The following is a 25,531-nucleotide window of genomic DNA, read 5'->3' on the forward strand; positions in this document are numbered from 1 at the left end:
CACCCGCCCGCGTGAGGGACGGGCGGGTGTCATCGTCACCGGCAGGTGCACCGGAGCCGGTCACCGGTGACGTGTTGCTGGTCGACGACCACGAGCTGGTCGGCGCGTCGCTGGCGGAGGCGTTGTGCCAGGGCGGCGAACGGGCCCGCTTCCGGCCCGCGCACTCGGTGTCCGACCTGTACACCGCCGTCCAGGGAGCCGAACCGGGGTTGCTGGTCCTCGATCTGGACCTGGGGACCGACGAGCACGGCCGCCGGATCGAGACCATCCCGGTGATCCCCACGCTGCGCAGCTGCGGCTGGCGGGTCCTCGTCCTCTCCGGCAGTTCCAACCCGCTGCGCATCGGCGCGGCCCTGCACCACGGCGGCTTCACCTGGGTGTCGAAATCCGCGCCGATGGCGACGCTGCTCGTGGCGATCCGTGAGGCCAGGGCCGGCCGCTCGCTGCTGCCGCAGGCGAGGCGGGAGGAGCTCGTCCACCGCTACCTGGAGTGGGACCGTCGGCAGCGCGCCGTCCGGGCCAAACTCGCCACCCTCACCCGGCGGGAGCGGGAGGTGCTGGACCTGCTCGCGTCCGGGATGCGGGTCCAGGCCATCGCCGAGCACTTCGTCGTGTCGCTACCGACGGTCCGGACACAGGTCAGGGCGGTGCTCGCGAAGCTCGAGGTGGGAGCGCAGCTGGAGGCTGTCGCGCTGGTACGGAGCGTAGACGCGGGGGAGGAGGCCCCCGGCGTTCCGGGGCGGAGGGTGCGGTAACCTACGACTGCCCCGCGAGGGGTGGCCGGGACGTGGCGCAGCTTGGTAGCGCACTTGACTGGGGGTCAAGGGGTCGCAGGTTCAAATCCTGTCGTCCCGACAGGCCGAACAACAGCCCGTTGATCTGGGAAAAGACCAGGTCGGCGGGCTGTTTCGTTGCCGGGGTTTCGATCATCGTTCTGGTCATCCCGCAGCCTCCTGGGGACCATGTGGGGACCGCGGGGCTCGTAGGAAGGCCGTCAGCGAGTCCCCGGCGGCCGACACTGCGGCCTGATCCGGGTGCAGGTAGCGCTGCGTTGTGGTCAACGACCCGTGCCCGGCGATCTTGCGGAGCACGTGCACCGGGACACCAGCGTCGGCCATCCACGTCAGGCCGGTGTGGCGGAGTCCGTGGCGGCGCAGGTGCTCGAAACCGAGGGACGCGACAACCTCGTCCCAGTGGGTGGCGTCGCGGAACACCGCGGTGGTGATCCGGCCACCGCGGGGCCCGGTGAACAGCCGGGCGTCGGGCCGGCCCTCGACGACGTCGATCCGGTGCTGGACCAGGTCGCGTACCTCCGCGATCAGCGGGACGAACCGCGCTCGCTTGCCCTTGGTGCCCTTGTCGACGAGGCCGCCGGGGGAGGGGGTGGTCTGCCGACGGACCGTCCAGAGCCACCGGCCAGTGTCGATGTCGGCGACCCGTACTCCGGACACCTCACCGATCCGGGCCGCGGTGCACGCAGCGAAGATCGTGACGTCACCCCAGCCGCGGAAGTGCCCGGAGGATCGGGCGACCAGCGCGTCGGCCAGGGCGCTCAGCGCCTCCCAGTTCGGCAGCGCCAGCGCACGGGGGTTGTCGAGCTCGTCCTCCGCCTGGCGGAACGCATACTGCCAACCGGTGACCCGAGCGGGGTTGCGGTCGACGATCCCGTCCCGGACAGCCTGTTCGAGCACACGCACCAGGACGGCCAGGCTGTTCTTCACCGTGGAGCGGCTGCACTCGTCGGCGATCCATTGCTGGACCGCGCGGTCGACGGCACCGTTCGTGACCATCCGCACTGAGAGATGACCGAGCGTCGGAACCACTCGGTACTTCCAGCCCGCGAGGTATGGGTCGTGGGTCTTGGCCTCCAACCCGCGCAGCGCGAGCGGCATCACGGCGTCGCCGTAGTCGGCGAGCGTGCGGGTCGCGGTGAGCGGGTCGACCCCGGACGTGGCGAGCCGCTGGACCTGCTCGATCCAGCTCTGTGCCGCGGCGGCGGTGTCGAACGCCTCCGACTTGGATCGGCGCTGCCGCGTGGCCGGGTCCATCCAGCGGACACGGGCCCGGTACGGCTGCGGGCGGTCCGGCCGGTGCTCGACGTCTCCGCGGATCGTCACTCCCAGGGGGAGCCCCTGGCCCGGAGAGGCCATCACGCGGCCCTCCCGGGATCGACGCGGCGGCTCCGCAACCAGGTCTCGACGTCAGCGGCCGAGTACATGGTCACCCGGGACGAGACCCGGACGAACGGCGGTCCTTGTGGCGGCCGCGCGGTCCGCCAACGACGCACGGACGACGGGTCGACGTTCAGCAGCTCCGCCAGTTCCTCCGTGGAGTACCAGCGTCCGAGCAGTAGTTCAGCAGTCATGGTCATCACCTCCAGTTGCGGGGCTTGGTCAGGCTGTCGTGCTGGTCAGTTCCTCGCGGGCGGTGCGCCTCCTGGCCCGTGCTTCTGCTGCGGCGGTGTTGGCCAGTACGGCGTCGGCGGTGGTGTGCCAGCCGATCCCGGCGAAGTGCAGCGAGGAGATGACGACCTCGGTCGTGTCCTCGCCGTCGTCCAGGCGCTCGACCTCATCCGCGGCGGGGCGGGGGTTGGCGTGGTCGCGCTGCCAGTCCCGCCGTGCCTGCCGCAACGCGGTCAACGTCGTGGAGTAGCGCCGCGAGCGGGTTGAGAAGTGGCCGGCGAACCCGAGCATGTGCGCCCACCGCCACAGCCGCCCCCAGGACGTCGCCCAGTCCTCGGGGTCCCAGCCGACAGGGCGTTGGCCGAGGCGCCAGCAGGCGTCGATCTGGCGGCCGGTGTGGGTGGCGTGGTCGGTGTAGGAGCGCACCGTGTCCGGCCGCAGCCGGGTCGAGAGGTGCCCGGCGGTCTCGGTCGCCTTCGTGGCGTACTTGGCGAGGTAGGCGGCGACGGCGGTTGTGGTGATCTCGGCGGCGTCGTCGAGGTCGCGGGCGGCGAGCCGGACCGGGCGGGGGTCGACCTGCTCGCCCCACGCGATCGGCCAACCGTGGGGCCGGTAGGGGTGCGAGGCGGTGGCGAACGAGGTCTCGATGACCGCTCCACGGAGCAGCAGTGCGACCTGGGCGGCGGAGATCCCGGGCGGGGGCGGCAGGGTCAGGTGCGACAGGGCAGGGTCGGGGTCGCGGCCGTCGAGGCGGACCAGGGCGTGGAGGTGGACCGCGCCGCGGGCCTGGAACTCGGCGACCTTGGTGTAGCTGAGCCGGAGCTTGGCGCCGGTGAGCTTCTCGAGTTGCCGGAGGTGGCGGGTCGCGGCGATCATCGTGCGGCGCCAGAGTTCGCCGACGTGCAGGTTCCACACCGCCTGGTGGGGGTGGTCGTAGCAGTCCAGGCACAGCGGCTTCCCGACGCGCGGGTCGTCTTCGGCGTGGCGCTCCCAGCAGGCGTGCCCGGTCCCGTGCTCGCAGCTCGTGTCGTCGCGGCGGGGGCGGCACGGAAGAGGCCGGCCTTTCCGGTCGGTGCGGTGGGTGTGGACCGGGCCGAACGAGGGTGCGGTGACGGTCAGGAACACGCACGGATGCCCGGCGACGCTGGCCGGGGTGCCCTTGCCGCCGACCAGTCCGGCGGTGACGAGCTGGAAGGTGTCGGCCCGGTAGGTCTCGGCACACGACGGGCACACGGACGCGCGGCGGTTGCCGCAGGCGGTGTAGATCAGCCCGTCAGGCATCTCGGCGGTGTGGCGCTCGGAGGTGATGCGGCCGGTGGCTTCCTCGACCCGGAACACCGTCCCGGACAGGCGGATCGGGTGGGCGCACCCGGCGGCGGGAGTGACGTGACGCAGCCACCCAGCGAAGTCCTCCCGGCGACCTGCGGCGGCGACCAGGTCGGCAGCGGGAGTGGTTCCGGCCAGGCGGGACAGCCGTCGGGCCGCGAGGCTGTCGACGGTCGCCGAGCACTGACCGGTGCTCATCACGCCACCCGAGCCGCAGCGGCGGAGCGGGCGTGGTCGCGGGCCGAGTCGGCCCAGCGAGCAGCGTCAGTGAGCGCTGCGCCCTGAGCGGCGGCGACGGCCGAGATGTAAATCTGTGGGATCGAGTGGTCCTGTACCGCGACGCGGGCGAGGACTCCCCACCACCGGGCCTCCCGGGCGTGGGAGTGGGCCAGCTCGGTGCGCCACTGCACCGGGCTGATCGCTCCCCTCTGGTAGCGGGCGGTGGCCGCCCGGCGAGTCTCGGCGGCGCGGTGAAGTCCGGCGTGGACCAGCTCGGCGGTCATTGGTCGCGCGGTCATGCCGCACCGCCGGTGGCGTCGTCGAGGTCCTGGTCCCCGGTGTGCTCGGCGATCCCGGCGGCGAGGCGGCGCAGCGCGGCGCGCTCGGCCAGGGCGTAGACCTGCTCGTCGGACAGGTGCGCAGCCTTGATCCGTCGCGGGACACCGCCTTCGGCGAGCAGGAACCCGATGCCCTTGGTCTCCGGAGCCACGCTCGCCGCGGAGTGACCACGGGAGGCCCAGCCGTGACCGAGCACGATGTCCGAGCTGGCGTCGGTGGTGCAGCGGAACGCCCACCGATAGCCGAACAGGTCCCGCAGGCTCGTCGGGATGATGTCCGAGGACGGGCGCTGGGTCGCGGCGACGACGATGATCCCGGCCGCGCGGCCCCGGGCCACGAGGTCGCGGACCAGGACTGAGAAGGCTTCCTGCTCGCGCTTGGTCCCGACGGTGGCGGAGAAGTAGGCCAGTTCGTCGAGGACGACCACGATCGGGGGGACGCTGTCGGCGGGGGCGATCTTGCGGCGGCGCTCGTCGTCGAGGACGGCGTAGCGGGAGTCCATCTCCGACTGCAGGTCCAGCAGAGCCGCGATGGCGTCGTCGAGGCTGTTGGCGACGAACCGATCCGCACACGACCGCCACAGGCCGAGTTCGACGATCTTCCCGTCGAACAACCACAACCGGCAGTCCGTCGCCAGGGCGGCGTGGGCGACGATGTTGTTCAACCCCACCGACTTCCCGGCGCCGGGCTCCCCGGCCAACAGCATGTTGCGGTAGATCAACGGGATCCGGACCTCCCGCCCGTCTTCGTCGGTGCCGAGGTGGATCGGCTCCCAGATCGACGGCCCGGCGTCGGTGCGACGGGCCCGGCGGCGGGCGGTGAACTCCTCGGCCCATCGGGCCAGGACCAGCAGCGGCCGGACGAGGCGGTCAGGCGCCGCGGTCTCGGCCAGAGGCAGCGGCAGGGTCGGCGGGTTGCTCGGCTCAGACATAGTCCGACCAGTCCCCACCGCGCCCGTTGTCGGATGGGCCGTCGAGCGCAGGCGCCGGGGTCGCGGGCAGCGCCGGGCGGGACGGCTTCCGGCGCGGGGTCGGGACCGGCGCGTCGGGGCCGTCGTGAGTGGGCCAGCCCGGGTCGTGGATGTCGCCGGAGGCGTAGCGGAACAGGTCCGAGCGGATCAGGTTCGGCGCCAGCGGGTCCCGGCGGATGATCTCGACCCGGACCACGGTGGTGAACCGCGGCCACGGGATGACCCGGGCCTCACGGGCGAAGCACGCCGACGCCAACTCCTCCACCTGTTCGGCAACCGCCGCCGGGGAGATCCCGGCGCGCAGGACCACCCACACGGCTTCCCCGACCCGGGTCGAGCGGGCCCAGACGGTGAGGGGGCAGGCTCGGGAGCGGGAGTTGAGGACCCGGCATTCCAGGAGCGTCTGGCGGACCCGGTGGCGGGTCAGGACGGCCTGAGCGCGGTGGAACAGGTAGCGCCGTGTAAAGGGCAGCCCAGCCAGCACCAGCGCGACGGCGACGAACACAGCGATGCGGGTCGTGGTGTCCCAGCCGGTGTCGGGTGCAGCGACCCAGCGGCCGGCGGCATCGCGGACGTGGTCGGGGCCCAGCCACACCCATACGGTCAGCAGGACCGCGACGACGGCCAGCTCGGCCCGCAGCCGCAGCAGGAGCGCCAGGACGCGGACAGCGGGGTTCCGAGGTGGGGCGGAGATGATCTCGAAGGAGTCCACACGGGACTTCCCGACACCGAACGAACGGGACGGAGCAGCGGCGCGAGCCATGATCAGGGCCTTCCGAGCGCAGACGGGCTAGAACGGCGGGCGCCGGGGTGCGGGGCGGGACCCCGGGGAAGACAGCCCCGACCCGCACCACCGACCAGACGAGCGGTCAGGAGGCCTTGGACGCCTGCGCGTGCGCGGGCTCGATCCGGTCGGCCTTGAACGCCACACCGGCCCGCTGGCCCTGCTGCCACGGGATCGCGATCAGCCCCACCGGGCGGACCTCGGCGCCCTGCTCGACCTGCGGGGCGCCCGGGGTGGTGATGGTCAGGATCTCGGCGCCCTCGGCGTCGACCTTGACCAGCTGCGTGGTGAACAGCGGAGTCCCGGTCTGGCGGTCGGTGCGCTGGCGGCCGTCCATGTCGTTCTTCGGGCGCGGAGCCGCGCCCACTGTGTAGCGGGTGCCGGTGGTGTCGACCTTGATCGTGGCCATGACGGTCCTCCTGGGACTCGCGCTCTGTCGTCCCGACTCTCGGGGAGCGCCCACCTAGGAAACCGCCAGGTCAGAGGCTCAACCCGCACAAAAATGCGACCCGCACAGGAGTGCGGGTCGTGTGGGGTCCGGCGTCAGGAGTCGCGGTCGGGAAGAGCAGCCACGGCATCGACGATCCATCGCGGATCGAAGTTCTTGACTACCTCTCCACCTCTACCAGAGGGCACGGGCGCCGGCCTCGTGACGTAGCCGACACGGGGGTCCAGGAACCGGACCCCGGCGGCGGTGAGCCGGTCCAGTGTGGCGGTCCAGGCCGGGTGCCCCCACAGCCGGTCGTTGACCATCACCGTCGCCAGCACAGGAGAGCCTGTCCCGAGTGCGTCGCTGAGCATGCCGGTGACATCGTTGTCCATTACCCCGGTGGCGATCTTGTTCGCCGTGTTGAACGTCAGGGGGAACGCGAGGACCCGGTTCGGCCGTGGCGTTCGCCGCTGCTCGCTATCCGATCCACGAGTCGAAGAACGGCTAGCGGCGGCAAGCTTGTCCGGATCGGCCCACTCGGTGCCGGCATCTGTGATCCCGACGGCGAGTTCCCAGCCATGCGCGACAAGTGCCGCGGCAACCTCGGGTGCGCGGGCGGCCAGCGGAGCGCCACAGACCACGAACCCGAGAGGTGCCGTCACGGGTCCTAGTCCAGCACACCAGCCCGGGTCGCGAGGGCCTGCAACGCGTCACCGTTGCCGCGTTTCGCTCGGGCGAGCATCGTTCGCATGATCTCGCGGGGCCACGATGTTCTGCGCCACGGCTTCCGGGGCCGCCTTCTCCGCAGCCAGCAGGTTCAGCGTGGCCTCGGCATCCCGCCGTCGCTGTGACTGCGCCCAGGCCAGGTCCAGGTTGACCTGCGCACGCCGGGACAGCAGCCCGGTGGGGAGTGCGTCGAGGTCCACCGCGGCGGCGGCATCGAGTGCCGCACCCGGGTTGCCGAGCTCGGCTGCGACGGAGACGCGGTGGATGGCGACGTTGGTGGGCCCGAAGGCCGTCCAGGCGTAGTTCGCGTCGTGCCCCAGCAGATCGGCCAGTGACGACGCCTCCGCCAGCCGACTCTCGGCCTCCCACTGCTCGGTGCGGCGGGCAGCGATCACCGCAGCGATCAGCCAGAGCGCACCCGTGACCGACACGAGCGCCGGGTCATCGGATCGCACCAACGGGCCGAGCTGCTGGACCATGCGCATCGCGAGCTGTTCGGCCTGTTCGACCTGGTCGGAGCGCAGGAGCGCGGTCACAACCTGGTAAACCGCCATCCCCTGTGCCGCGGGGGAATCCGATCGACCGGCTGCCATCGCAGCTCGATCTGCGGTGACCGCTCCCAGGTCGCCCACGCCGAGCTTTGTCAGGGGCTTCGACGCGACCACGTACGTCTCGACATAGGAGAGCGCGGCCTCTCGGTCGTCGGGCCCGGCGTGCAACAACGCCGAATCCGCGTCGGCGATGAGTTTCGGAATGCTACGCATGACGCTCGCGTATCGGGCTGCCTGGTAGTGCGAATGAGCATCAGAGGCGGAGCGACGTATTTGAGCAAGACGTGGAATCGTTTCGGAGCCGCCGAGAAGGCCCGTGTACTGATTCAGGGCGCTGCGCACCTCCTCAATCCCATCGGCACGCTGAGCACCGTTGGGCGCGAGCTGCCACGGGGTGCCGGTCAGCGCTTGCACGTCCACGTGCAGCAGGCGTGAGAGGTCAAGCAGCACAGACATTCTGTCGACCGACCGGACGCCTCGCTCGACCTGCGAGAGCCACGACTCCGAGCGGCCGATGAGACCCGCCAGTGCAGCTTGGCTCAGACCGCGGCGGCGCCGATATGTAGCGATCCGCTTGCCGATCGAGTCCCCGGTCATGTCCCCATTGTCCCACGAGTCCGTTGATCATCTCCGCTGTTCGGCACGGAAAGTTCGGAAATAAGCTGCTGGATCCGCTGCTCGATCTCGTTTCGGATGGGGCGGACTCCGGCGACGCCAAGATCTGCTGGGTCCTCGAGTTGCCAGTCGAGATAGCGCTTGCCAGGGAAGACCGGACAGGCGTCGCCGCAGCCCATGGTGATGACGACGTCGGACGCCTCCACCGCGTCGGTGGTCAGCTTCTTCGGAGTGGCGTCGGCGAGGTCGATGCCGATCTCGGCCATGGCCTCGCGCACGGCGGGGTTGATAGAGTCCGCCGGAGCGGACCCCGCTGAGCGGACGACGACAGCGCCAGCAGCATGGTGGGCGAGCAGGGCAGCGGCCATCTGGCTACGGCCGGCGTTGTGGACGCAGACGAACAGCACCTCGGGCACATGGGTCATGACGGGACTCCGTCTCGGAAGAGCCGGCGGCGTAGCCACAGGGAGACGTAGACCAGGGCCACGAGGACGGGGACCTCGATCAGCGGGCCGACGACTCCTGCCAGCGCCTGGCCTGAGGTGACGCCAAAGGTGCCGATGGCGACGGCAATGGCGAGTTCGAAGTTGTTGCCTGCGGCAGTGAACGCGAGGGTGGTGGTGCCCTTATAGCCCATCCCGACGGCGCGGCCGAGGGCGTAGGACCCGGCCCACATCAGTGCGAAGTAGGCCAGCAGGGGGAGAGCGATACGGGCCACGTCGAGAGGCTGCGAGGTGATGGCGTCGCCCTGTAGGGCGAACAGCAGCACGATCGTGAACAGCAGTCCGTAAAGCGCGAACGGCCCGATCCGCGGGATCAGGCGGTTCTCGTACCAGGTGCGACCCTTGGCGCGTTCGCCGATGCGGCGGGTCAGGTAACCGGCCAGCAGCGGGATGCCGAGGAACACCAGCACGGACCTGACGATGTCCCAGGTGGAGAACGCGACGTCGGTGACCGGCAGGCCGAGCCAGCCGGGCAGGACGACGAGGTAGAACCAGCCCAGGGCGCCGAAGGCGATGACCTGGAACACCGAGTTCAGTGCAACGAGGACGGCGGCGGCTTCGCGGTCGCCGCAGGCGAGGTCGTTCCAGATGATGACCATGGCGATGCAGCGGGCGAGCCCGACGATGATCAGTCCGGTGCGGTACTCAGGCAGGTCGGGCAGCATCAGCCAAGCCAGCGCAAACATCAGGGCGGGCCCGAGTACCCAGTTGAGCGCCAGTGAGGTGACCAGTAGCCGTCGGTCGCCCGTGACGGTGTCGAGACGGTCGTAGCGGACCTTGGCCAGGACCGGATACATCATCACGAGCAGGCCCAGTGCGATCGGCAGCGAGATCCCGTCGACGGTCAGCGCGTCGAGCGCGGGGGCGAGTTCAGGCACCAGGCGGCCAAGCAGGAGCCCGGCAACCATGGCGGCGACGATCCAGACAGGCAGGTACCGGTCGAGGGTCGAGAGTCGGGCGGCGACAGGAGCGCTGCCGGGTGCGGTGATGTTCTCGCTGCTCACTGAGTTGCTTTCGCCTTCGTCGTAGATTGACGCCTGACGGAGGTCGGCGCGAGTACATCGGCGAGCTGACCGAGGACGTCGGGCAGCACGCGGTAGTAGACCCAGGTCCCACGCCGTTCCCCTGCGATCAGGCCGGCCTCTCGGAGCACCTTCAGGTGGTGCGAGATCGTGGGGCCGGACAGGTCGAACACGTCGGTCAGGTCGCACACGCACGCCTCACCTCCGGCGTGCGAGGCGATGAGCGACAGCAGCCGCAGGCGGACCGGGTCTCCCATCGCCTTGAAGACCCGTGCCAGCTCACCGGCCTGACTGCCGGACAGAGGCTCGGCGACGAGGGGAGAACAGCACTCGATGCCGCTGTCCAGCGACAGTACCCCAGGGGCTTGTTTCGACACACGTCTATCTTGACAATCGTCGAGACACGAGCGCAACCTCTGTCTCGATAGTCGTCGAAGCAAGGAGGAGTCATGTCTCGTGTGCAGCTCGCTCTGCGAGTGTCGGACCTGGAGGGTTCGATCGCGTTCTACCGGTCGCTGTTCGGCGTGGAGCCGGCCAAACGCCGCCCTGGCTATGCGAACTTCGCTGTCGCGGAGCCGCCATTGAAGCTCGTCCTGATCGAGGGTGAGCCCGACAAGTCCACGGTGCTCGACCACCTCGGGGTCGAGGTCGAGGAAACCTCCGCGGTCCAGGAAGCCACTGAGCGACTGTCCGAGCTGGGACTGTTCACGCAGGTGGAGAACGACACCACCTGTTGCTACGCCCGGCAGGACAAGGTGTGGGTGCACGGTCCCGGCGACGAGCCGTGGGAGGTCTACACCGTAACCGACGATTCGTCCGAGTACGGCCGCGATGGCGCGGTGATGCCGATGGCAGCCCCCGAGACCGGCGAGGGCGCCGAACGGTCCGCATGCTGCTCGTCCTGACCCGACTTACCTGATCGCTGACGCGCCGTCGGCTGACGTCGTCCGTCCGGTGAGGACTTTCTTTACGTCTTCAAGCCGGCCCTGACGGGCCGGACGGGCGGCGTCGCTGCCGTCCGCCTATCGCCTCCGGCCCGGCGGCCGGCGCGCGCACGCCCGCCACCGCGGACCAGCTCGAACCGCAGAACGACCGTCACCCCGGAATTCACCGTTCGCGTACACTCGACGGCCACCATCGAAGGAGCGTCATGGTCGTCGCGCGACTGAGCGCCGAAGAGATGGCGTGGTTCGCTTCGGTGCCAGCCGACGATCCGGCGCGCATCGCCGACGCCCGGATCCGCGACCACGCTGAGCGAGAAGGCGGCCGAACGCTGGCCTATTGGAAGCTCGAACTCGGCCGCATCTGGGGCGACCCGATCATGATGACGCCCGACGAAGCGGCGGCACGTCTGGGCTGGACTGAAGCCGAAGCGGAGGAGATCCGCCAGGCCACGTTCCGAGCCTGCGGATACGCATGACCGGCAGTGTCGACGGGTCCCTCTGACAGCGCAAGCTGTGCGTCTCTGACGGCCGGACTTCGTGCTCAAGGCCGCACGGGCCAAGCGATCGATCAGGCGGACCGCCTCCGGCGGGGACCTGACGGCCCCGAAGCGTCGCACGGGCTCACTCAGCATCAAGGGTGCTGCGCATCGGCTCCGCCGACCGCCTCCGGCGGCCCTTGACCCTGAGCCTCCGAGCCCTTGTCAGGCGCTCCGCGCGGAGGCGGGGGAACGCACCCCGCCCCCTCAACTCGGGGCCACCAGGCCCACGACGTCGCGGAGGCCAGGATCATGCCCACCTACTCGCACATGTTCGACACGATCCGCAACTGGATCGCCTGGAACGGAGCGGACTACGGCGCCCGGGTCGCTGAGGCCGCGGGCAAGCGTGTGAGCGCGCAGAGCTACCGGGGCAGCCCGCGACGAGCACACCGTCGACCCGCTGCAGGTCCTGCGGACCGTGGTCGATCTCGTCGAGTCGCTGAACGCCGGTCGCTGGGACACCATCACTGAGGCCCGTCTTCGCTGAGCTAGCTGGGACGAGATCGGTCGCGCGGCCAACGACCCAGTCGGAGCCGTGCGCTGGGAGTACGCCGCGATGGTCGACTGGGTCGCCGCCAACCGGGCGAGCTTCGTCGACCTTGACTGGTATCGCGCAGCTCGCTGAGGTTCGCAACGATGGATTCATGGCTCTCACCGCGACCGTGGCCGCCGTCAGCTCCAGTCCATTTCCTGCGTGGCCAGGTTGGGTTGGAGCCGCTGGCCTGCTGATCATGGCCCTGGTGGATCCGGCACAGACCCGATCACCTCTGTTATGACTGCTCCTCCCGTCGAGGCGCTCGACGTGTCGGACCAGTTGCACCAGAGATCGGACAAGTCCCCCAGTGCGGTTACTCCCGGGTGGGGCACCACGGTGCCGCGGGGCGGTGGGTGGATGCGCACCTCCTCGGTCGGTGCGGTCCGGCTACTCGATCGTCGCCACCGTGTCGTGCACGGCCACCCGGTCACCTGCCGCCACGTGCACGCTCACCACGGTCCCGGCCCGCGTCGCCAGCACGGGGATCTCCATCTTCATCGACTCCAGGAGACAGAGCACGTCGCCCGCCCCGACCGCCGTACCGGGGCGGACGGTCACCTCGAGGACCACCCCGGGGATCTCCGGGCTCACCGCACGCAGCGCCCGGCGGGTGATCACCCTGTCGTCGTGTTGACGCATTGTCACCAGTCCCGTCACAGAGGAATGTTGCGCTGGTCGGAGCGCCCGCCGGCAGCCGAGTCCAAGGCCTCGGCGATCCGTGCGGGGGTCTCCGCGGGATCGATGACGCGGTCGACGTGGCCGTGGGCGACGAGCCGGTCGAGCGAGGTGGCCGTGCGTTGCCCGGTGACGAGCTCGGCGCGCCGGGCCGCGGCCTCCTCCTCCGACAGGGCGGCGAGGGCGCGCCGGTGCAGGACACCGACCGCCGCCTCCGCCCCCATGACCGCGATCTCTGCCCCCGGCCAGGCGAACACCGCGTCGGCGCCCATGGACCGGGCGTTCATCGCGAGATAGGCGCCGCCGAACGCCTTCCGGGTCACCAGCGTGATCCGCGGTGTCGTGGCCCCGGCGAAGGCGTGCAGCAGTTTCGCGCCGTGCCGGAGCACCCCGCCGTGCTCCTCGGCCGGGCCGGGGAGGTAACCGGGCACGTCCACCACGGCCACGACCGGGACACCGAACGCGTCGCACATCCGCACGAAACGTGCCGCCTTCTCCGACGCCGCCGCGGTGAGACAACCGCCGAGCCGGATCGGGTTGTTGGCCACCACCCCGACCCTCCTGCCACCGAGGCGGCCGAGCCGGGTGACGATGTTGGGGGCGCGGTCCGATTGCAGCTCGATCCCGTCGTCGTCGAGCAGCAACCGCAGCAGCGGGCCCACGTCGTAGGCGCGCACCGCGCGTTCCGGGAGCACCCGCCGCAACGCGGGCCGATCCTCCGGCGCGCTCGGCTCGTCGCGTCCGGGGGTACGCAGCAGGGCGGCCAACTGACGGGCGGCACCGACAGCCGCGTCGTCGTCCCGGGCACGGACGTGGGCCACCCCGGACATCTCGTGGTGCACGTCGGGTCCCCCCAGCTCGCGCATCCCGATCTGCTCGCCGGTGACCTGGCGGATGACCTCCGGGCCGGTGACGAACATCCGGGCCTCGTCGGACATGACGACGACGTCGGTCAGCGCCGGACCGTACGCCGCCCCGCCCGCGGCGGGACCCAGCACCACCGAGATCTGCGGCACCACCCCAGACGCCCGCACCATCGCCCGGAAAACCGACCCGACGCCGTCGAGCGCGTCGACACCCTCGTCGATACGTGCCCCACCGGAGTGCCAAAGCCCAACCACCGGCACGCCCTCCCGGCTCGCCGCCTCGACGACGCCGACGATCCGGGCACAGCCCGCCCTGCTCAGCGCCCCGCCCCGGACACCCGGGTCGATACAGAACGCGTGCACCGGGCGCCCGTGCACCGGGCCGCGGGCCACGGCGACGCCCGAGCTGTCGGCGTCCGAGCCGCCGCTGTGGTCGAACAACAGCGAGAGACGGCGTCGCGGGCAGCGGTCGTCGGCAGGCCGGGGCCGGCTCGTGTCGGGAGGCCGACCGTCGTGCCCGATGGGAAGGGTGTGTGTCACCGGTCGCTCCTGCGGGGTCGTGGCCGATGGTGCCCCGGTCATCGCATGCGGGCGATCACTCGGCCGAAGCTCTCCAGGTCGTGTTCCATCACGGTGACCGAGCTGATCCCCAGCTCCTCGCGATGGCGATACATCTGCTCCTCGATCGCGTCGAGGCTGCCGACCCACAGGCTCGGCAGCTCCAGTAGCTGGTCGTCGGACAGGGCGCGGCCGTAACGGCGCAACCCGGCCACCGCGGACGCCCGGTCGCCGGTGATCACCGTGGCCTTGGCCAGGACGTCCAGACGCAGGTCCGCGGCCCGGTCACCGGCCATCGCGTGCACGTACTTCACCCGTCCGGCGAGCTCGTCGCGGTCCAGCAGGTCCATCCGGCCCAGCTCCGGGCGGAACGTCGTCCCCACCAACCCGACGGTCTCGGCGTACCGGGCCGCCAGTGCGAGGACGCGGTCGCCGTTCCCGCCGACCAGCAGCGGCGGCCGCGGCGACTGCCGTGGCCGGTACACCGCGAGGTCCGGGCCGGCGGTGAGCGCCTCGAGCGCGGCGGCCAGCCGGTCGACGCGCTCCCGCGGGGCCCACGGCCGCCCGACGGCCTCGAACTCCCACGGCACGTAGCCGCTACCCAGTCCCACCTCGAGCCGCCCGTCGGTGAACCGGTCGAGCGTCGCGATGTCACGACGCAGCAGCGCGGGTTCGTGGAAAGAGGCGTTGAGCACGTAGGTCCCGACCCGCACCCGCGACGTCACCTCTGCCGCCAGCATCACCGCAGGCAGCGGCGAGCACAGGTTGACGTGATCGGCCGCGGCCACCAGGTCGTAACCGAGGTCCTCCGCTCTCCGGCAGGTGCGGACGAAGTCCGCGCGGGAGCGACCCTCGGCGATCAGGCAGACCCCGAACCGGAACGGCCTGACCATCAGACGACGTGGACGTCGGGCACGTAGAGGATCCAGCGGCCGCCGGCCTCGCGGAAGGCCCGTTCCTTGGCCATGATCTCCTCGGCGTGGTTCCAGGCGAACAGCAGCGCGTGGTCCGGGTGGGCCTCGGCGAACGCCTCCGGCGGGCGGACGGGGATGTGCGTGCCGGGGGTGAGCCGGCCCTGCTTGGCCGGGGTCGAGTCGGCGACGAACTCGACCAGGTCCGGGCCGAGCCCGCAGTAGTTGGCGACGGTCGCGCTCTTGGCCGTCGCTCCGTAGGCGACGACCCGCCTGCCCTGTGCACGCAGCTCGGACAGCAGCGCGACCAGGTCCGTGCGGATCCTGGCGACGGCGTCGCCGAACGCGCGCAGCGTCGCGGGTTCGCCGAGACCGCGCTCCGCCTCCTCGGCGAGGAGCGCCTCGACGGCCGCGTCCACCGGCCGGGATCCGGCCCGGGCGACGGTGTAGCGCACCTCGCCGCCGTGCACCGGGAGCCGCTCCACGTCCACGAGCTCGAAGCCGTGCCTGCGCGCCATCTCCCGCACCGAGCGGGCGGTGAACAGGTAGAAGTGCTCGTCGTAGATCTGGTCGAACGAGGTCCGCTCGACGATGTCGCCGAGGTAGGGGTCCTCGAACACGAACACCCCGGACGGGCGCAGCAGGACCTCCAGCCCCTGGAAGATCGAGTTCAGGTACGGGATGTGGCAGATCGTGTTCGCCGCGTAGACGACGTCCGCGTGCCCGTGCCCGTCGGCGATCTCCCGGGCCGTGGCCTCCTCGAAGAACGCGGTCCGCACCCGCACCCCCAGTCGGCGCGCCACCTCGGCGACGCCGTCGGAGGGGTCCACCCCGAGGTGCCTGACGCCCTGCTCGGCGACGGTGCGCAGCATGATGCCGTCGTTGCAGCCGATCTCGACGATGAACGGGTCGTCACCGTTCAGCTCGGACTCCAGGAAACGCCGGGCGGTGAGTTCGAAATGCTTGCGCATCACCGTCGAGCCGGAGGAGTGGTACGGGTAGTCCTCGTGGAACATCTTCTCGCGGGGTACCTCCTCCATCAGCTGAGCCATCGTGCAGGTACCGCACAGGCCCACCGCGAGACGGAAGAAGAACTCCTCCGAGGAATCGTCCGGGACGCGGAATGCATCGGACAGCGGCTGCCGTCCGAAATCGACGAGTTCGGTCACCTGGCCGCCGCAGATCTGGCACTCGGTCATGGTCGAAAAGTAGGTCGGCCGGTCGGCCGCGGCCAACCCCAGAAACGGTCTCCCGCCGCGGGTAGGGGTGTCGGCGCCCTCGGGACCGCCGCACGATCGGGAGCGGCACACGGACCGCCGCGGGAGCCGTGACGTTCGTCAGGTCACCTCGATGACGTCCGGGAGCGGTCCGCGCGGACGAACCGGACGAAGGTGAGGGGTATGACCACAGGGGATGTCGTCAGGACGGACGGGCGGGACACCACGGCGCCGGCCGAGGCCGCGGTCCGGCTGCGCGGCCTGGGCAAGGACTACGGGACCGTCCGAGCGGTCGACGCTATCGACCTGAGGATCGAGCCGGGGGAGGTGGTGGCGCTGCTCGGCCCCAACGGTGCCGGCAAGTCCACCGCCATCGACATGGTGCTGGGGCTGACCACACCGGACCGCGGCGAGGTGACGGTGTTCGGCGCCCCGCCGGCCGAGGCCGTCCGGGCGGGCACCATCGGCGCGATGCTGCAGGGAGGTGCGCTGCTCGACGATGCCACCGTCGGCGAGGTCGTCGGCATGGTGTCCTCGCTGCACCGGTCCCCGATGGGGGTGTCCCGGGCGCTGGCCGTCGCAGGTATCTCCGACCTCGCCGGGCGTCCCACCACCAAGCTCTCCGGCGGCCAGCGCCAACGCGTGCGCTTCGCCCTCGCCGTGGTGAGCGATCCCGACCTGCTGATCCTGGACGAGCCGACGGCCGCGATGGACGTCGTGACCCGGCGCGCGTTCTGGGAGTCCATGCAGGAGCTGACCAGCACCGGCCGCACCGTTGTGTTCGCCACCCACTACCTGGAGGAGGCCGAGCAGTTCGCCGACCGGGTGGTCTTCCTGCGCGCGGGCCGCATCGTCGCCGACGGTTCGGTCGCCCAGGTGCGGGCGCTGGCCGCCGGGCGCACCGTTCGGGCCGCCGTCCCGGAGACCCCGGAGGACGTGCTGCGGGCACTGCCCGGCGTCGTCGACGCCGAGATCCGCCAGGGCGTGGCCCGGCTGATCAGCTCCGACTCCGACCGCACCCTGCGGGCCCTGGTCCGGGAACTCCCGGACGCACACGACATCGAGGTCGTCGGGGTCAGCCTCGACGAGGCGTTCGTCGCCCTGACCGGCGCCGACGCCACCCCGACCGACACGAAGGGAACCACGGCATGACCACCCAGGTCCGCGACCGTGGCCGGGCACCGGCACGGGCCGGGTTCGGTATCGACCCCGGCTACCTCTACCTGGAGATCCGGCGCGCCCTGCGGGCACCGGGCACCCTGCTGTTCACCATCGGCTTCCCCGCCGGGTTCTACCTGCTGGAGGTCATGTTGTTCACCGACGTGGCGGGCGCCGACGCGTCGGCCACGGACTTCCCGCGCACCGTCATGGTCGGCATGGCCGCCTGGGGCGTGATGACCGCCGGCCTGCTGATCGGGACCAGGGTCGTCAACGAACGGGTCGCCGGCTGGCAGCGCCAGCTGCGCCTGACCCCGTTGTCCGGCTTCGGCTACCTGGTCGGGAAAGTCGCCGTGGCGATGGCGGTCGCGCTGCCGACCGCCGTCGTCGTGCCGGTGGTGGCGGTGGTGCTGGAGGGGGTGCGCCTCGACCTCACCGGCTGGTTGCACGTCACCGTGTTCATCTGGCTCGGCGCGCTGCCGTTCGCCGTGCTGGGCCTGCTCATCGGGCAGGTCGCCACCAAGGACAACGTGCAGAACTTCGTGATCATGGCGATGCTGCTGCTCGCCATGTTCGGCGGCCTGTTCATGCCGCTGGAGATGCTGCCCGCCTGGTGGAACGACATTGCCTCGTTCGTCCCGAGCTACTGGCTCGCCGAGCTGGGCCGGGCCGGGATCCTGCCCGACCGCAGCCCGGTGACGGCGGCGCTGATCCTGCTCGGCTGGACGGTCGTCCTCTCCGCGGCCGTGGTGTGGCGTTACCGGCGCGACTCCGCACGGACCTGACGGGCGCCGCGACCGGTCCGGGATATCGTCACCTCATGTGGTCGAACGGCGGCGGGCTGTCGCGGGACCGCGGGGCACGGGTCGTGGCGCCGCTGCTCAGCGGGGTGTTCAGCGTGGTGCTGGTGCCCGCCTGGGTGGACGCGCTCGGCCACGTCGAGCCCGCGCTGCGGATCCCGGCCACGATCCTGGGCGTGCTCTACACCCTGGCCTGCGTGCTGGCGGTCCCGCTGTCGGTGCGGATGAGCGAGGTCGCCCGGGGCGTGTTCTGCATGACGCTGGTCGCGGCCGGCGTCACCTTCGTCGGGGTGACGGGGATCGGCAACTCCTGGGTGCTGCTGTGCGGGCTGGGCATCGTCGCCGCCCTCATGCCCACCTGGGTCGTGACGGTCGTCACGACGGTCGTCGCGGCCGGGCTCACCGTGACGGCCTGGGAGACCAGCGACCTGTCCGACCAGTTCGCGAACGTCGTCGTGCTCGTCTCGGTGACCGCCGCAGTGGCACTGATGGTCCGGCTCACCGAGGCGAACGAGGAGCTGCAGACGGCCCGCGACCAGGTCGCCGAGCTGGCCGCCGTGCGTGAACGGCAGCGGGTCGCGCGCGACCTGCACGACATCCTCGGGCACAGCCTCACCACCATCACGATCAAGGCCGGCCTGGCCAGGCGGGCGCTGGAGACCGGGTCCGCCGAACAGGCTCGCGGCGAGATCGGTGACGTCGAGCGACTCTCCCGCCAGGCCCTCGGCGACGTGCGCAGCACCGTCTCGGAGTTCCGCGAGACGTCTCTGGCCGCCGAGCTCGCCGGGGTACGCGAGACGTTGCGCGCCGCCGGCATCGACGACGACCTGCCGACCTCGGTCGACGACGTCGAACCGCACCTGCGGCAGGTCTTCGCGCACGTGCTGCGCGAGTCGGTGACCAACGCGGTCCGGCACTCCGGGGCGGGCACCGTCACCGTCCGCCTCGGCCGCACCTGGGCCGAGGTCGAGGACGACGGCGCCGGTGTGGCCGGCGCCCCCGAGGGCAACGGCCTCACCGGACTGCGGGAGCGGCTGGCCGCGGTCGACGGCACGTTGCGCGTCGGGGCGGGCAACCGGGCGGGGACCCGGGTCCGGGCCGAGGCCGGCTCCGGGCGGGCACCGCGGACGGACGACGACGGGACGGCGGAGACGTCATGATCGAGGTCCTGGTGGTCGACGACCAGGCACTGGTGCGGGGCGCGCTGGCCGCCATGCTCGACCTGGAACGTGACATCACCGTGGTGGGCCAGGTCGGGTCGGGGGAGGACGCCCTGGCCGCGGTCGCGCAACGCCCGCCCGACGTGGTGCTGTTGGACGTGCAGATGCAGGGGCTGGACGGGCTGGCCACGGCCGAGCGCCTGCACCGCGACCACCCGTCCTGCCGGATCCTCATCTGCACCACGTTCGGCAGGCCGGGTTACCTGGCCAGGGCGATGACGGCCGGTGCCGCCGGGTTCGTCGTCAAGGACGCCCCGCCCGAGCAGCTCGTCGACGCCGTCCGCCGAGTGCATCAGGGACTGCGTGTCGTCGACCCCGGTCTCGCCGCGGAGTCCCTGACCATGGGCGCCAGCCCGCTCAGCGAGCGCGAGCGCGACGTGCTGCGTGCGGTCGCCGACGGCCGGACCGCCGCGGCGGCCGCCGCCGACCTCCACCTGACCGAGGGCACGGTCCGCAACTACCTGTCCTCGGCGATCGGGAAGACCGGGGCCAGGACCCGTGGCGAGGCGCTGCGTATCGCCGAGGAACGGGGCTGGCTGTGAGGGGGTCAGGGGTGCCCTAGGGGTTGTCGGTCACGGCCAGATGGATTGAGCTGGATTCGCGGAGCAGAACTGCGCGCCGAACTCCATGCCGACCATTCGGAGGATGCCACGTGACCACCCGCGTGTGGGACTACCTGCCCGAGTACGAGAGCGAGCGCGAGGACATCCACGACGCCGTGGACACCGTTTTCCGGTCCGGCAGGCTGGTACTCGGGCCGAGCGTCGAGGCATTCGAGTCGGAGTTCGCCGCCTACCATTCACTGCCGCACTGCGTGGGTGTCGACAACGGGACCAACGCGATCGTGCTGGCCTTGCGCGCGCTCGGTGTCGGGCCCGGCGACGAGGTCGTGACCGTCGCCAACACCGCCGCGCCGACCGTCGTCGCGATCGACCAGGTCGGCGCCACCGCGCGGTTCGTCGACGTCGGCGAGGACGACTTCCTGATGGACGTCGGCCAGGTCCGCGCCGCGGTCACCGAGCGGACCCGTGCGCTGCTGCCGGTGCACCTCTACGGCCAGTGCGTGGACATGGCCGCTCTGCGGGCGGTCGCCGACGAGACCGGCGTCCCGATCATGGAGGACTGCGCCCAGGCGCACGGCGCGACCCAGGACGGGCGGCTCGCCGGGACGTTCGGCCGGGCCGCCGCGTTCTCCTTCTACCCGACCAAGGTGCTCGGCGCCTACGGCGACGGCGGCGCCGTCGTCACCGCGGACCCCGAGCTGGACGCGACCCTGCGCAGGCGGCGCTTCTACGGCATGGCCGACGTCTACTACGTCGTCGAGACGCCCGGGCATAACGCTCGCCTCGACGAGGTGCAGGCAGAGATCCTGCGGCGCAAGCTGACCCGGCTCGACGCCTACGTGCAGGGCCGGCGCGCGGTGGCCGCCCGCTACGCCGAGGCGCTCGCCGGCACCGACCTGGTACTGCCCTCCGCCAACCCGGGCAACGAGCACGTGCACTACGTCTACGTCGTGCGGCATCCGGAGCGCGACCGGATCCTCGCGGCGCTCGCCGAGCGCGACATCCAGCTCAACATCAGCTACCCGTGGCCGGTACACACGATGACCGGTTTCGCACACCTCGGCTACGGCGCCGGTGACCTGCCGGTCACCGAGAAGCTGGCCGGCGAGATCTTCTCGCTGCCGATGTACCCGAGCCTGCCGGCGGGCACCCAGACCAAGGTCGTCGACGCGCTGCTCGAGGTCCTCGACCGGCTCTGACGCACCTCACCCTGCGACATCGACCGGAGGTCGACCCGTGCGCATCCTGTTCACGACCATGGCCGAACGCTCCCACGTGCTGACCATGGTCCCGCTCGCTTGGGCGCTGGCCACGGCCGGACACGAGGTCCGGCTGGCGGGTTCCCCGATGATCACCGAGACGACCGCATCGGCCGGCATCACCGCCGTCGAGGTCGGCAAGGACCACACCTACCACGAGCTGCTCGGCGCCCAGGACACCGTCGAGCACGAGATGGCCGACTGGAGCGAGCCGTTCGCCGATCGCCAGACCTGGGAGCAGGTCCTGCTGAAGTACCAGGCGGGCGTACCCTACGGCTTGGCCCCGTTCAACGACCCGATCGTCGACGACCTGGTCGAGTTCGCGCGGTGGTGGCGGCCCGACCTGGTCGTGTGGGACCCGCTGACCTATGCCGGCCCGGTCGCCGCGGCCGCCGTCGGCGCCGCCCATGCGCGACTGCTGTGGTCGATCGACGTCTACTCCACCATGCGCTCGGTTTTCAACGGGCTGGCCGCGGACCAACCGGCTGACGAGCGCGAGGACCCCCTCCGCGAGTGGCTCGAACCGCAGCTGGAGGCGGTCGGATCCGGTTTCGACGGCCGCGCCCTGCACGGTGACTTCTCGATCGACCAGGTTCCGCCGGGAATCCAGCTCGACCTGGGCGACCTGCGCCGGGTCCCGATGCGCTACACCGCGTACAACGGGCGCGCCGTCGTCCCGCCGTGGGTGTACGAGCCGCTGGAGCGCCCGCGGGTGCTGCTGACCCCCGGCACCTCGTTCGCGACGGCGCTCGGGGAGACCTACATCCCGTTGAGGGACTCTCTCGATGCGCTCGCCGACCTCGACGTCGAGGTCGTCGCGACGCTCTCCGCAGAGGAGCAGGAGCAGCTCGGGACGGTACCGCCGAACACCCGGCTCACCGAGTTCGTCCCACTGCACGCGATGGTCGGGAGCTGCTCGGCCGTCATCCACCACGGCGGCTTCGGCACCTGGTCGACCGCGGCCCTGCACGGCGTCCCGCAGGTTCTGCTGCCGATCCGGCACGGCGACATGTGGATCAAGGCCATCCGGACGGCGGAGCTCGGCGCCGGGCTCTACGCGCACCCGTCGTCGGTGGGCGTGGGCGATCTGCGCGACATGGTCCGCAGGCTGCTCAACGAGCCGTCGTTCACCACGGCAGCCGGGAAGCTACGGGACCGGATGCTCGGGATGCCCGCACCGAACGAGATCATCGGCGAGATCGAGTCGCTGACCCGCGAGCTCCGCCGCTGAACCGTCCCGCACGACGCCCCCGCGCCCGGACCGGCCGCGGGGGCGTCCCGCGTTCAGGCCGGGCCGGGGGAGGCGAGGCTGTGCAGGCAGGCGACCAGGGTCCGGGCCTGCACGTTCACGTAGTGGCTGTGCCGCAACAACCCGACCAGCTGGTGCAGGGGCATCCAGCGGTGGTCGGGCCGCTCGGCGGGCGTCACGTCCTCGTCGATCTCGACGATCAGGTAGCGCACCCTGGCGTGGTCGAACCGGCCACCCTCCTCGGAGAGCACGACGTCGTAGCGGACCGCGCCGGGCGGGGCGTCGAGCACCACGTCGAGGAACGGCGGCCGCAGCTCCGCCGGGCCCGGCACGTAGTTCTCCACCGTGCACTGCACGGTGGGGGCGAGCTCGACGACGTCCATCAGCCCCGGCTCGACCCTCGCGTGCACCAGCGCGTGCAGCACCCCGTCGATCCGGCGTACCAGGAACGCCGACAGGCCGGTGCCGACCGGTGAGAACATCGGCTGCGACCAGCGGGCGACCTCCCGACCACGGGCGACGATCTCCAGCCCGCGGACGGTGAAGTGCCTGCCGGTCTCGTGCCCGATCTCGCCGTCCCGGTGCACCCAGCGTTCCAGCTGGTTCAGCGGGACCCGGGTGGCGGTGATCTCGTGCCGGGTGCGGGCCCCGGTGATCCAGCTGAGGATCTCTGCCGAGGAGTGCCGCGCGGGTGCTGCCTCGTCGCAGGACCGGGCCACCGCGGCCGCGAAGTCACCCGCGCCGGACGGCAGCAGTGCCGCCGGATCGGGCCCGGCGAACGGCAGGCAGGACAGCACCGTTCGCAGGTCCATGTTGACGGTGTCGGTCGTGCCGAGCAGGGCGTGCACCTGGCCGAGGGTCAACCAGCAGAAGTCCTCGTGCACCGGCGGCGCGGGCTCGCCGGTCAGGTCGACGACCATGTTCCGGTTCCGCTTCTGCAGGAACCAGGCGCCCTGCTCGGACTGGCGGACGTCGGCGACGACCCGGTGCCCGGCCGGTTCGCGGAAGTGCTCCAGGTACGGGATGGATCGTCCACCGTGGACTCTGGTGTAGTTGCTGCGGGTGGCCTGCACGGTCGGCGAGATCTGCACGCCGTTGCAGTTGCCGGGCTCGACCTTGCCCTGGACCAGGCAGTGCAGCACCCCGTCGAACTCGCGCACGAGCAGCCCGAGGATGCCGATCTCGGGCTGGTTGATGATCGGCTGGGACCAGTGTTCGACGACCGCGCCGGGCCGCCGCACGTCGAGCCCCTCGACGACGAAGAAGCGGCCGCTGACGTGCGCGAGATTGCCCGTCTCACGGTGCATCGTCCATCCGTCGAGCCGGTCCAGCGGTACCCGGGTGGAGGTGGTGTGGTTGCGCTCGGCGCAGCCGTCGTACCAGTCCAGGTAGTCCTGCGGCGAGGTCGCGCCGGAGCGGGTGAGCGCGGACACCGCGATCCTCGCCGGGTTCGTCGGTGCAGGTCGGGGTACGGCGGTCAGGGACACGGTGGCCTCCAGGGCGGTCCACGGGCGGTCCCGGCCGCCCGCGGGGGCGTGGTCAGGGTCGGTGGTGGGCCGGGAGCAGGCCGGCGGCGGCGGCGTCACGCAGCATCGGTGCGTCGCGGTCGCGGGCGGAGAGCACCGGGGCCGGTCCGCCGGTCCACGGCAGTGCCAGCTCCGGGTCGAGCGGATGCACGGTCCGCTCCAGCTCCGGGTCGTAGTTCGTGGTGACCAGATAGGACATGACGGTGTCGTCGGTGAGCGCGCGGAAGGCGTGCCCGGTGCCGGCCGGGAAGTACAGGCCGCGGAACGCGACGTCGTCCATCTCGACGACGTCCCAGCGGCCGAAGGTCGGCGAACCCTCCCGCAGGTCGACCACGACGTCCAGGGCCCGCCCGCGCACACAGTGCACGAACTTCTCCTGGCCTGGCGGGTCGGCGACGTAGTGCACGCCGCGGACCACCCCGGCCGCCGAGCGGTTCTGATTGGTCTGCACCACCGCCAACGGGTGTCCTACCGTCTCGACGAAGGCGGGCTCCTGGTAGGGCGAGACGAACACGCCGCGGGCGTCGCCGTGCACCGGAGGGGAGAACTCGACAGCACCCTCGACGGCGAGCGGACGGATCCGCATCCCGCCGGTGAGGGTGCGCGGCTCAACCGGCCGGGCGGACATCGCGATACCCGTGCTCGGCGGCGATGGCCATGACGTAGCGGCCGTAGGCGGTGGCGCCCAGCCGTTCGCCCAGCGCGTGGCAGGCGGCGGCGTCGATGAAGCCCATCCGCAGCGCGATCTCCTCCAGGCAGGCGATCCGCACGCCCTGCCGGTGTTCGAGGGTCTGCAGGTACTGGCCGGCCTGCAGCAGCGAGTCGTGGGTGCCGGTGTCCAGCCAGGCGAAGCCGCGGCCGAGGTCGATCAGCCGGGCGTCGCCGCGCTCCAGATAGACGCGATTGACATCGGTGATCTCCAGCTCCCCGCGAGCCGACGGGCGGATCCCACGGGCGATCTCGACGACGTCGTTGTCGTAGAAATACAGGCCGGTGACCGCACGGTTGCTGCGCGGGTGGGTCGGCTTCTCCTCGATGTCGGTCAGGCGACCCCACTGGTCGGTGATCGCGACGCCATAGCGCTCCGGGTCCCCGACGGGATAGCCGAACAGTACGCAGCCGTGCACGTCGGTCGCGGTGCGTTCGAGCAGTTCGGAGAAGTTCGGGCCGTGGAAGATGTTGTCGCCCAGCACCAGGGCGGCGGTGTCGTCGCCGATGTGGTCGGCCCCGATCAGAAAGGCGTCGGCCAGCCCGCGTGGCTCGTGCTGCGCGGTGTAGCTCAGGTTCAGACCCAGGTGACCACCGTCGCCGAGCAGCCTGTGGAACAGGGGTAGGTCCCGTGGCGTGGAGATGAGCAGGATGTCCCGGACGCCGGCCAGCATCAGGACCGAGAGCGGATAGTAGATCATCGGTTTGTCGTAGACCGGGAGCAATTGCTTGGAAATCGGCAGCGTCACCGGATGCAATCGAGTCCCGGCGCCACCTGCCAGCACGATCCCCTGCACGAGACGTTCACTTCCCCTCCGTCGCGACCCGCTGTTCGGTCCGTGGTGTGCCGGGCCCGACCCTAGGGGCGATTCGGCCGCCGGGAGACCCTGTGACCTGCTTTCCGGGGGTGGACAGG

Annotated in this window: 28 protein-coding genes and 1 tRNA gene; 10 read left to right on the forward strand and 19 right to left on the reverse strand. The window is 71.1% G+C overall.

Annotation, left to right across the window (positions count from 1 at the left end; translation table 11 throughout):
• The first annotated feature begins 26 nt into the window (after positions 1-26).
• Complete coding sequence (locus AB0J24_RS17730; RefSeq protein ID WP_358682533.1) at positions 27-755, forward strand: response regulator transcription factor; 729 nt, start codon at positions 27-29, stop codon at positions 753-755.
• A gap of 26 nt (positions 756-781) precedes the next feature.
• A tRNA-Pro gene (locus tag AB0J24_RS17735) sits at positions 782-855 on the forward strand.
• Positions 856-938: 83 nt separating this feature from the next.
• On the opposite strand, the gene AB0J24_RS17740 is transcribed toward AB0J24_RS17735, so the two are convergent.
• The 12 genes from AB0J24_RS17740 to AB0J24_RS17795 all read right to left on the reverse strand — a co-directional run bounded on the left by AB0J24_RS17740 (position 939) and on the right by AB0J24_RS17795 (position 10,264).
• Positions 939-2,117 (reverse strand): site-specific integrase, encoded by a 1,179-nt coding sequence (locus AB0J24_RS17740; RefSeq protein ID WP_358682535.1) that lies wholly within the window; start codon positions 2,115-2,117, stop codon positions 939-941.
• A 32-nt stretch (positions 2,118-2,149) separates the two neighbouring features.
• Positions 2,150-2,365, reverse strand: a complete 216-nt coding sequence (locus AB0J24_RS17745) for a helix-turn-helix domain-containing protein (RefSeq protein WP_358682538.1) — start codon at positions 2,363-2,365, stop codon at positions 2,150-2,152.
• A gap of 28 nt (positions 2,366-2,393) precedes the next feature.
• Entirely contained in the window at positions 2,394-3,926 is a 1,533-nt protein-coding gene (locus AB0J24_RS17750) for a replication initiator (protein ID WP_358682541.1), read from the reverse strand.
• On the reverse strand, positions 3,926-4,246 hold the full coding sequence (locus tag AB0J24_RS17755) for a hypothetical protein (protein WP_358682544.1): 321 nt from the start codon (positions 4,244-4,246) through the stop codon (positions 3,926-3,928). Before AB0J24_RS17755 ends, AB0J24_RS17750 begins: the two co-directional genes overlap by 1 nt.
• On the reverse strand, positions 4,243-5,217 hold the full coding sequence (locus AB0J24_RS17760; protein ID WP_358682547.1) for an FtsK/SpoIIIE domain-containing protein: 975 nt from the start codon (positions 5,215-5,217) through the stop codon (positions 4,243-4,245). Before AB0J24_RS17760 ends, AB0J24_RS17755 begins: the two co-directional genes overlap by 4 nt.
• Positions 5,210-5,968 (reverse strand): hypothetical protein, encoded by a 759-nt coding sequence (locus AB0J24_RS17765; protein ID WP_358682550.1) that lies wholly within the window; start codon positions 5,966-5,968, stop codon positions 5,210-5,212. The genes AB0J24_RS17760 and AB0J24_RS17765 overlap by 8 nt, the downstream gene beginning before the upstream one ends.
• 157 nt (positions 5,969-6,125) lie before the next feature.
• Entirely contained in the window at positions 6,126-6,449 is a 324-nt protein-coding gene (locus tag AB0J24_RS17770) for a hypothetical protein (protein WP_010228114.1), read from the reverse strand.
• Positions 6,450-6,583: 134 nt separating this feature from the next.
• Positions 6,584-7,132: a flavoprotein gene (locus AB0J24_RS17775; protein WP_358682554.1), complete on the reverse strand. Its 549-nt coding sequence runs from the start codon at positions 7,130-7,132 to the stop codon at positions 6,584-6,586.
• Positions 7,133-7,180: 48 nt separating this feature from the next.
• Complete coding sequence (locus AB0J24_RS17780) at positions 7,181-8,344, reverse strand: helix-turn-helix transcriptional regulator (protein ID WP_358682557.1); 1,164 nt, start codon at positions 8,342-8,344, stop codon at positions 7,181-7,183.
• On the reverse strand, positions 8,341-8,787 hold the full coding sequence (locus AB0J24_RS17785; protein ID WP_358682560.1) for an arsenate reductase ArsC: 447 nt from the start codon (positions 8,785-8,787) through the stop codon (positions 8,341-8,343). The genes AB0J24_RS17780 and AB0J24_RS17785 overlap by 4 nt, the downstream gene beginning before the upstream one ends.
• Positions 8,784-9,869 carry an ACR3 family arsenite efflux transporter gene (arsB, locus tag AB0J24_RS17790; protein ID WP_358682563.1) on the reverse strand — a complete coding sequence of 362 codons (1,086 nt, stop codon included), beginning with the start codon at positions 9,867-9,869 and terminating at the stop codon, positions 8,784-8,786. The genes AB0J24_RS17785 and arsB overlap by 4 nt, the downstream gene beginning before the upstream one ends.
• Complete coding sequence (locus AB0J24_RS17795) at positions 9,866-10,264, reverse strand: metalloregulator ArsR/SmtB family transcription factor (RefSeq protein WP_358682565.1); 399 nt, start codon at positions 10,262-10,264, stop codon at positions 9,866-9,868. The genes arsB and AB0J24_RS17795 overlap by 4 nt, the downstream gene beginning before the upstream one ends.
• Positions 10,265-10,336: 72 nt before the next feature.
• Between AB0J24_RS17795 and AB0J24_RS17800 the strand changes: the two genes are divergently transcribed.
• Both AB0J24_RS17800 and AB0J24_RS17805 read left to right on the forward strand, forming a co-directional pair.
• On the forward strand, positions 10,337-10,792 hold the full coding sequence (locus AB0J24_RS17800) for an ArsI/CadI family heavy metal resistance metalloenzyme (RefSeq protein WP_358682568.1): 456 nt from the start codon (positions 10,337-10,339) through the stop codon (positions 10,790-10,792).
• Between the two features lie 245 nt (positions 10,793-11,037).
• Entirely contained in the window at positions 11,038-11,307 is a 270-nt protein-coding gene (locus tag AB0J24_RS17805; RefSeq protein ID WP_358682570.1) for a hypothetical protein, read from the forward strand.
• A 985-nt stretch (positions 11,308-12,292) separates the two neighbouring features.
• On the opposite strand, the gene AB0J24_RS17810 is transcribed toward AB0J24_RS17805, so the two are convergent.
• From AB0J24_RS17810 to AB0J24_RS17825, 4 genes are read right to left on the reverse strand one after another with little or no spacing between them, the layout of a single operon-like run.
• A complete protein-coding gene (locus AB0J24_RS17810; RefSeq protein WP_358682573.1) occupies positions 12,293-12,523 on the reverse strand; it encodes an acetyl-CoA carboxylase biotin carboxyl carrier protein subunit in 231 nt (76 codons plus the stop codon).
• 35 nt (positions 12,524-12,558) lie between these two features.
• Entirely contained in the window at positions 12,559-13,986 is a 1,428-nt protein-coding gene (locus tag AB0J24_RS17815) for a carboxyl transferase domain-containing protein (RefSeq protein WP_358682576.1), read from the reverse strand.
• Between the two features lie 38 nt (positions 13,987-14,024).
• On the reverse strand, positions 14,025-14,897 hold the full coding sequence (locus AB0J24_RS17820; protein WP_358682579.1) for a TIGR03621 family F420-dependent LLM class oxidoreductase: 873 nt from the start codon (positions 14,895-14,897) through the stop codon (positions 14,025-14,027).
• Positions 14,897-16,114: a class I SAM-dependent methyltransferase gene (locus tag AB0J24_RS17825; RefSeq protein ID WP_358682582.1), complete on the reverse strand. Its 1,218-nt coding sequence runs from the start codon at positions 16,112-16,114 to the stop codon at positions 14,897-14,899. Before AB0J24_RS17825 ends, AB0J24_RS17820 begins: the two co-directional genes overlap by 1 nt.
• Positions 16,115-16,315: 201 nt before the next feature.
• Between AB0J24_RS17825 and AB0J24_RS17830 the strand changes: the two genes are divergently transcribed.
• The 6 genes from AB0J24_RS17830 to AB0J24_RS17855 all read left to right on the forward strand — a co-directional run bounded on the left by AB0J24_RS17830 (position 16,316) and on the right by AB0J24_RS17855 (position 22,363).
• Complete coding sequence (locus AB0J24_RS17830) at positions 16,316-17,284, forward strand: ABC transporter ATP-binding protein (RefSeq protein WP_358682585.1); 969 nt, start codon at positions 16,316-16,318, stop codon at positions 17,282-17,284.
• Entirely contained in the window at positions 17,281-18,075 is a 795-nt protein-coding gene (locus AB0J24_RS17835; protein WP_358682587.1) for an ABC transporter permease, read from the forward strand. The genes AB0J24_RS17830 and AB0J24_RS17835 overlap by 4 nt, the downstream gene beginning before the upstream one ends.
• A 35-nt stretch (positions 18,076-18,110) precedes the next feature.
• Entirely contained in the window at positions 18,111-19,250 is a 1,140-nt protein-coding gene (locus AB0J24_RS17840; RefSeq protein ID WP_358682589.1) for a sensor histidine kinase, read from the forward strand.
• The gene (locus AB0J24_RS17845; protein WP_358682591.1) at positions 19,247-19,852 is read left to right on the forward strand and encodes a response regulator transcription factor; all 606 of its coding nucleotides are present in this window, start codon (positions 19,247-19,249) and stop codon (positions 19,850-19,852) included. Before AB0J24_RS17840 ends, AB0J24_RS17845 begins: the two co-directional genes overlap by 4 nt.
• 110 nt (positions 19,853-19,962) lie before the next feature.
• Entirely contained in the window at positions 19,963-21,072 is a 1,110-nt protein-coding gene (locus AB0J24_RS17850) for a DegT/DnrJ/EryC1/StrS family aminotransferase (RefSeq protein WP_358682593.1), read from the forward strand.
• A gap of 37 nt (positions 21,073-21,109) precedes the next feature.
• On the forward strand, positions 21,110-22,363 hold the full coding sequence (locus AB0J24_RS17855) for an activator-dependent family glycosyltransferase (RefSeq protein ID WP_358682595.1): 1,254 nt from the start codon (positions 21,110-21,112) through the stop codon (positions 22,361-22,363).
• Between the two features lie 53 nt (positions 22,364-22,416).
• Here the strand turns inward: AB0J24_RS17855 and AB0J24_RS17860 are convergent, their stop codons facing one another.
• The 3 genes from AB0J24_RS17860 to rfbA form a co-directional block, all read right to left on the reverse strand.
• Complete coding sequence (locus AB0J24_RS17860) at positions 22,417-23,814, reverse strand: NDP-hexose 2,3-dehydratase family protein (RefSeq protein ID WP_358682597.1); 1,398 nt, start codon at positions 23,812-23,814, stop codon at positions 22,417-22,419.
• Between the two features lie 106 nt (positions 23,815-23,920).
• A complete protein-coding gene (gene rfbC / locus AB0J24_RS17865) occupies positions 23,921-24,493 on the reverse strand; it encodes a dTDP-4-dehydrorhamnose 3,5-epimerase (RefSeq protein ID WP_358682599.1) in 573 nt (190 codons plus the stop codon).
• Between the two features lie 22 nt (positions 24,494-24,515).
• Positions 24,516-25,412: a glucose-1-phosphate thymidylyltransferase RfbA gene (gene rfbA, locus AB0J24_RS17870; protein WP_358682601.1), complete on the reverse strand. Its 897-nt coding sequence runs from the start codon at positions 25,410-25,412 to the stop codon at positions 24,516-24,518.
• Positions 25,413-25,531: the final 119 nt, after the last annotated feature.

This window comes from Pseudonocardia sp. NPDC049635 (assembly GCF_040659795.1).
Taxonomy (GTDB): Bacteria; Actinomycetota; Actinomycetes; order Mycobacteriales; family Pseudonocardiaceae; genus Pseudonocardia.

Excerpts from the sequence above, each read along its gene's own strand:
- AB0J24_RS17845 (WP_358682591.1), top strand. The coding sequence starts at position 19,247 with ATGATCGAGGTCCTGGTGGTCGACGACCAGGCACTGGTGCGGGGCGCG.
- AB0J24_RS17800 (WP_358682568.1), top strand. The coding sequence starts at position 10,337 with ATGTCTCGTGTGCAGCTCGCTCTGCGAGTGTCGGACCTGGAGGGTTCG.
- rfbC (WP_358682599.1), bottom strand. The coding sequence starts at position 24,493 with ATGCGGATCCGTCCGCTCGCCGTCGAGGGTGCTGTCGAGTTCTCCCCT.
- AB0J24_RS17835 (WP_358682587.1), top strand. The coding sequence starts at position 17,281 with ATGACCACCCAGGTCCGCGACCGTGGCCGGGCACCGGCACGGGCCGGG.
- AB0J24_RS17770 (WP_010228114.1), bottom strand. The coding sequence starts at position 6,449 with ATGGCCACGATCAAGGTCGACACCACCGGCACCCGCTACACAGTGGGC.
- AB0J24_RS17830 (WP_358682585.1), top strand. The coding sequence starts at position 16,316 with ATGACCACAGGGGATGTCGTCAGGACGGACGGGCGGGACACCACGGCG.
- AB0J24_RS17780 (WP_358682557.1), bottom strand. The coding sequence starts at position 8,344 with ATGACCGGGGACTCGATCGGCAAGCGGATCGCTACATATCGGCGCCGC.
- AB0J24_RS17750 (WP_358682541.1), bottom strand. The coding sequence starts at position 3,926 with ATGAGCACCGGTCAGTGCTCGGCGACCGTCGACAGCCTCGCGGCCCGA.
- AB0J24_RS17840 (WP_358682589.1), top strand. The coding sequence starts at position 18,111 with ATGTGGTCGAACGGCGGCGGGCTGTCGCGGGACCGCGGGGCACGGGTC.
- AB0J24_RS17760 (WP_358682547.1), bottom strand. The coding sequence starts at position 5,217 with ATGTCTGAGCCGAGCAACCCGCCGACCCTGCCGCTGCCTCTGGCCGAG.
- AB0J24_RS17785 (WP_358682560.1), bottom strand. The coding sequence starts at position 8,787 with ATGACCCATGTGCCCGAGGTGCTGTTCGTCTGCGTCCACAACGCCGGC.
- AB0J24_RS17745 (WP_358682538.1), bottom strand. The coding sequence starts at position 2,365 with ATGACTGCTGAACTACTGCTCGGACGCTGGTACTCCACGGAGGAACTG.
- AB0J24_RS17820 (WP_358682579.1), bottom strand. The coding sequence starts at position 14,897 with ATGGTCAGGCCGTTCCGGTTCGGGGTCTGCCTGATCGCCGAGGGTCGC.
- AB0J24_RS17755 (WP_358682544.1), bottom strand. The coding sequence starts at position 4,246 with ATGACCGCGCGACCAATGACCGCCGAGCTGGTCCACGCCGGACTTCAC.
- AB0J24_RS17805 (WP_358682570.1), top strand. The coding sequence starts at position 11,038 with ATGGTCGTCGCGCGACTGAGCGCCGAAGAGATGGCGTGGTTCGCTTCG.
- AB0J24_RS17825 (WP_358682582.1), bottom strand. The coding sequence starts at position 16,114 with ATGACCGAGTGCCAGATCTGCGGCGGCCAGGTGACCGAACTCGTCGAT.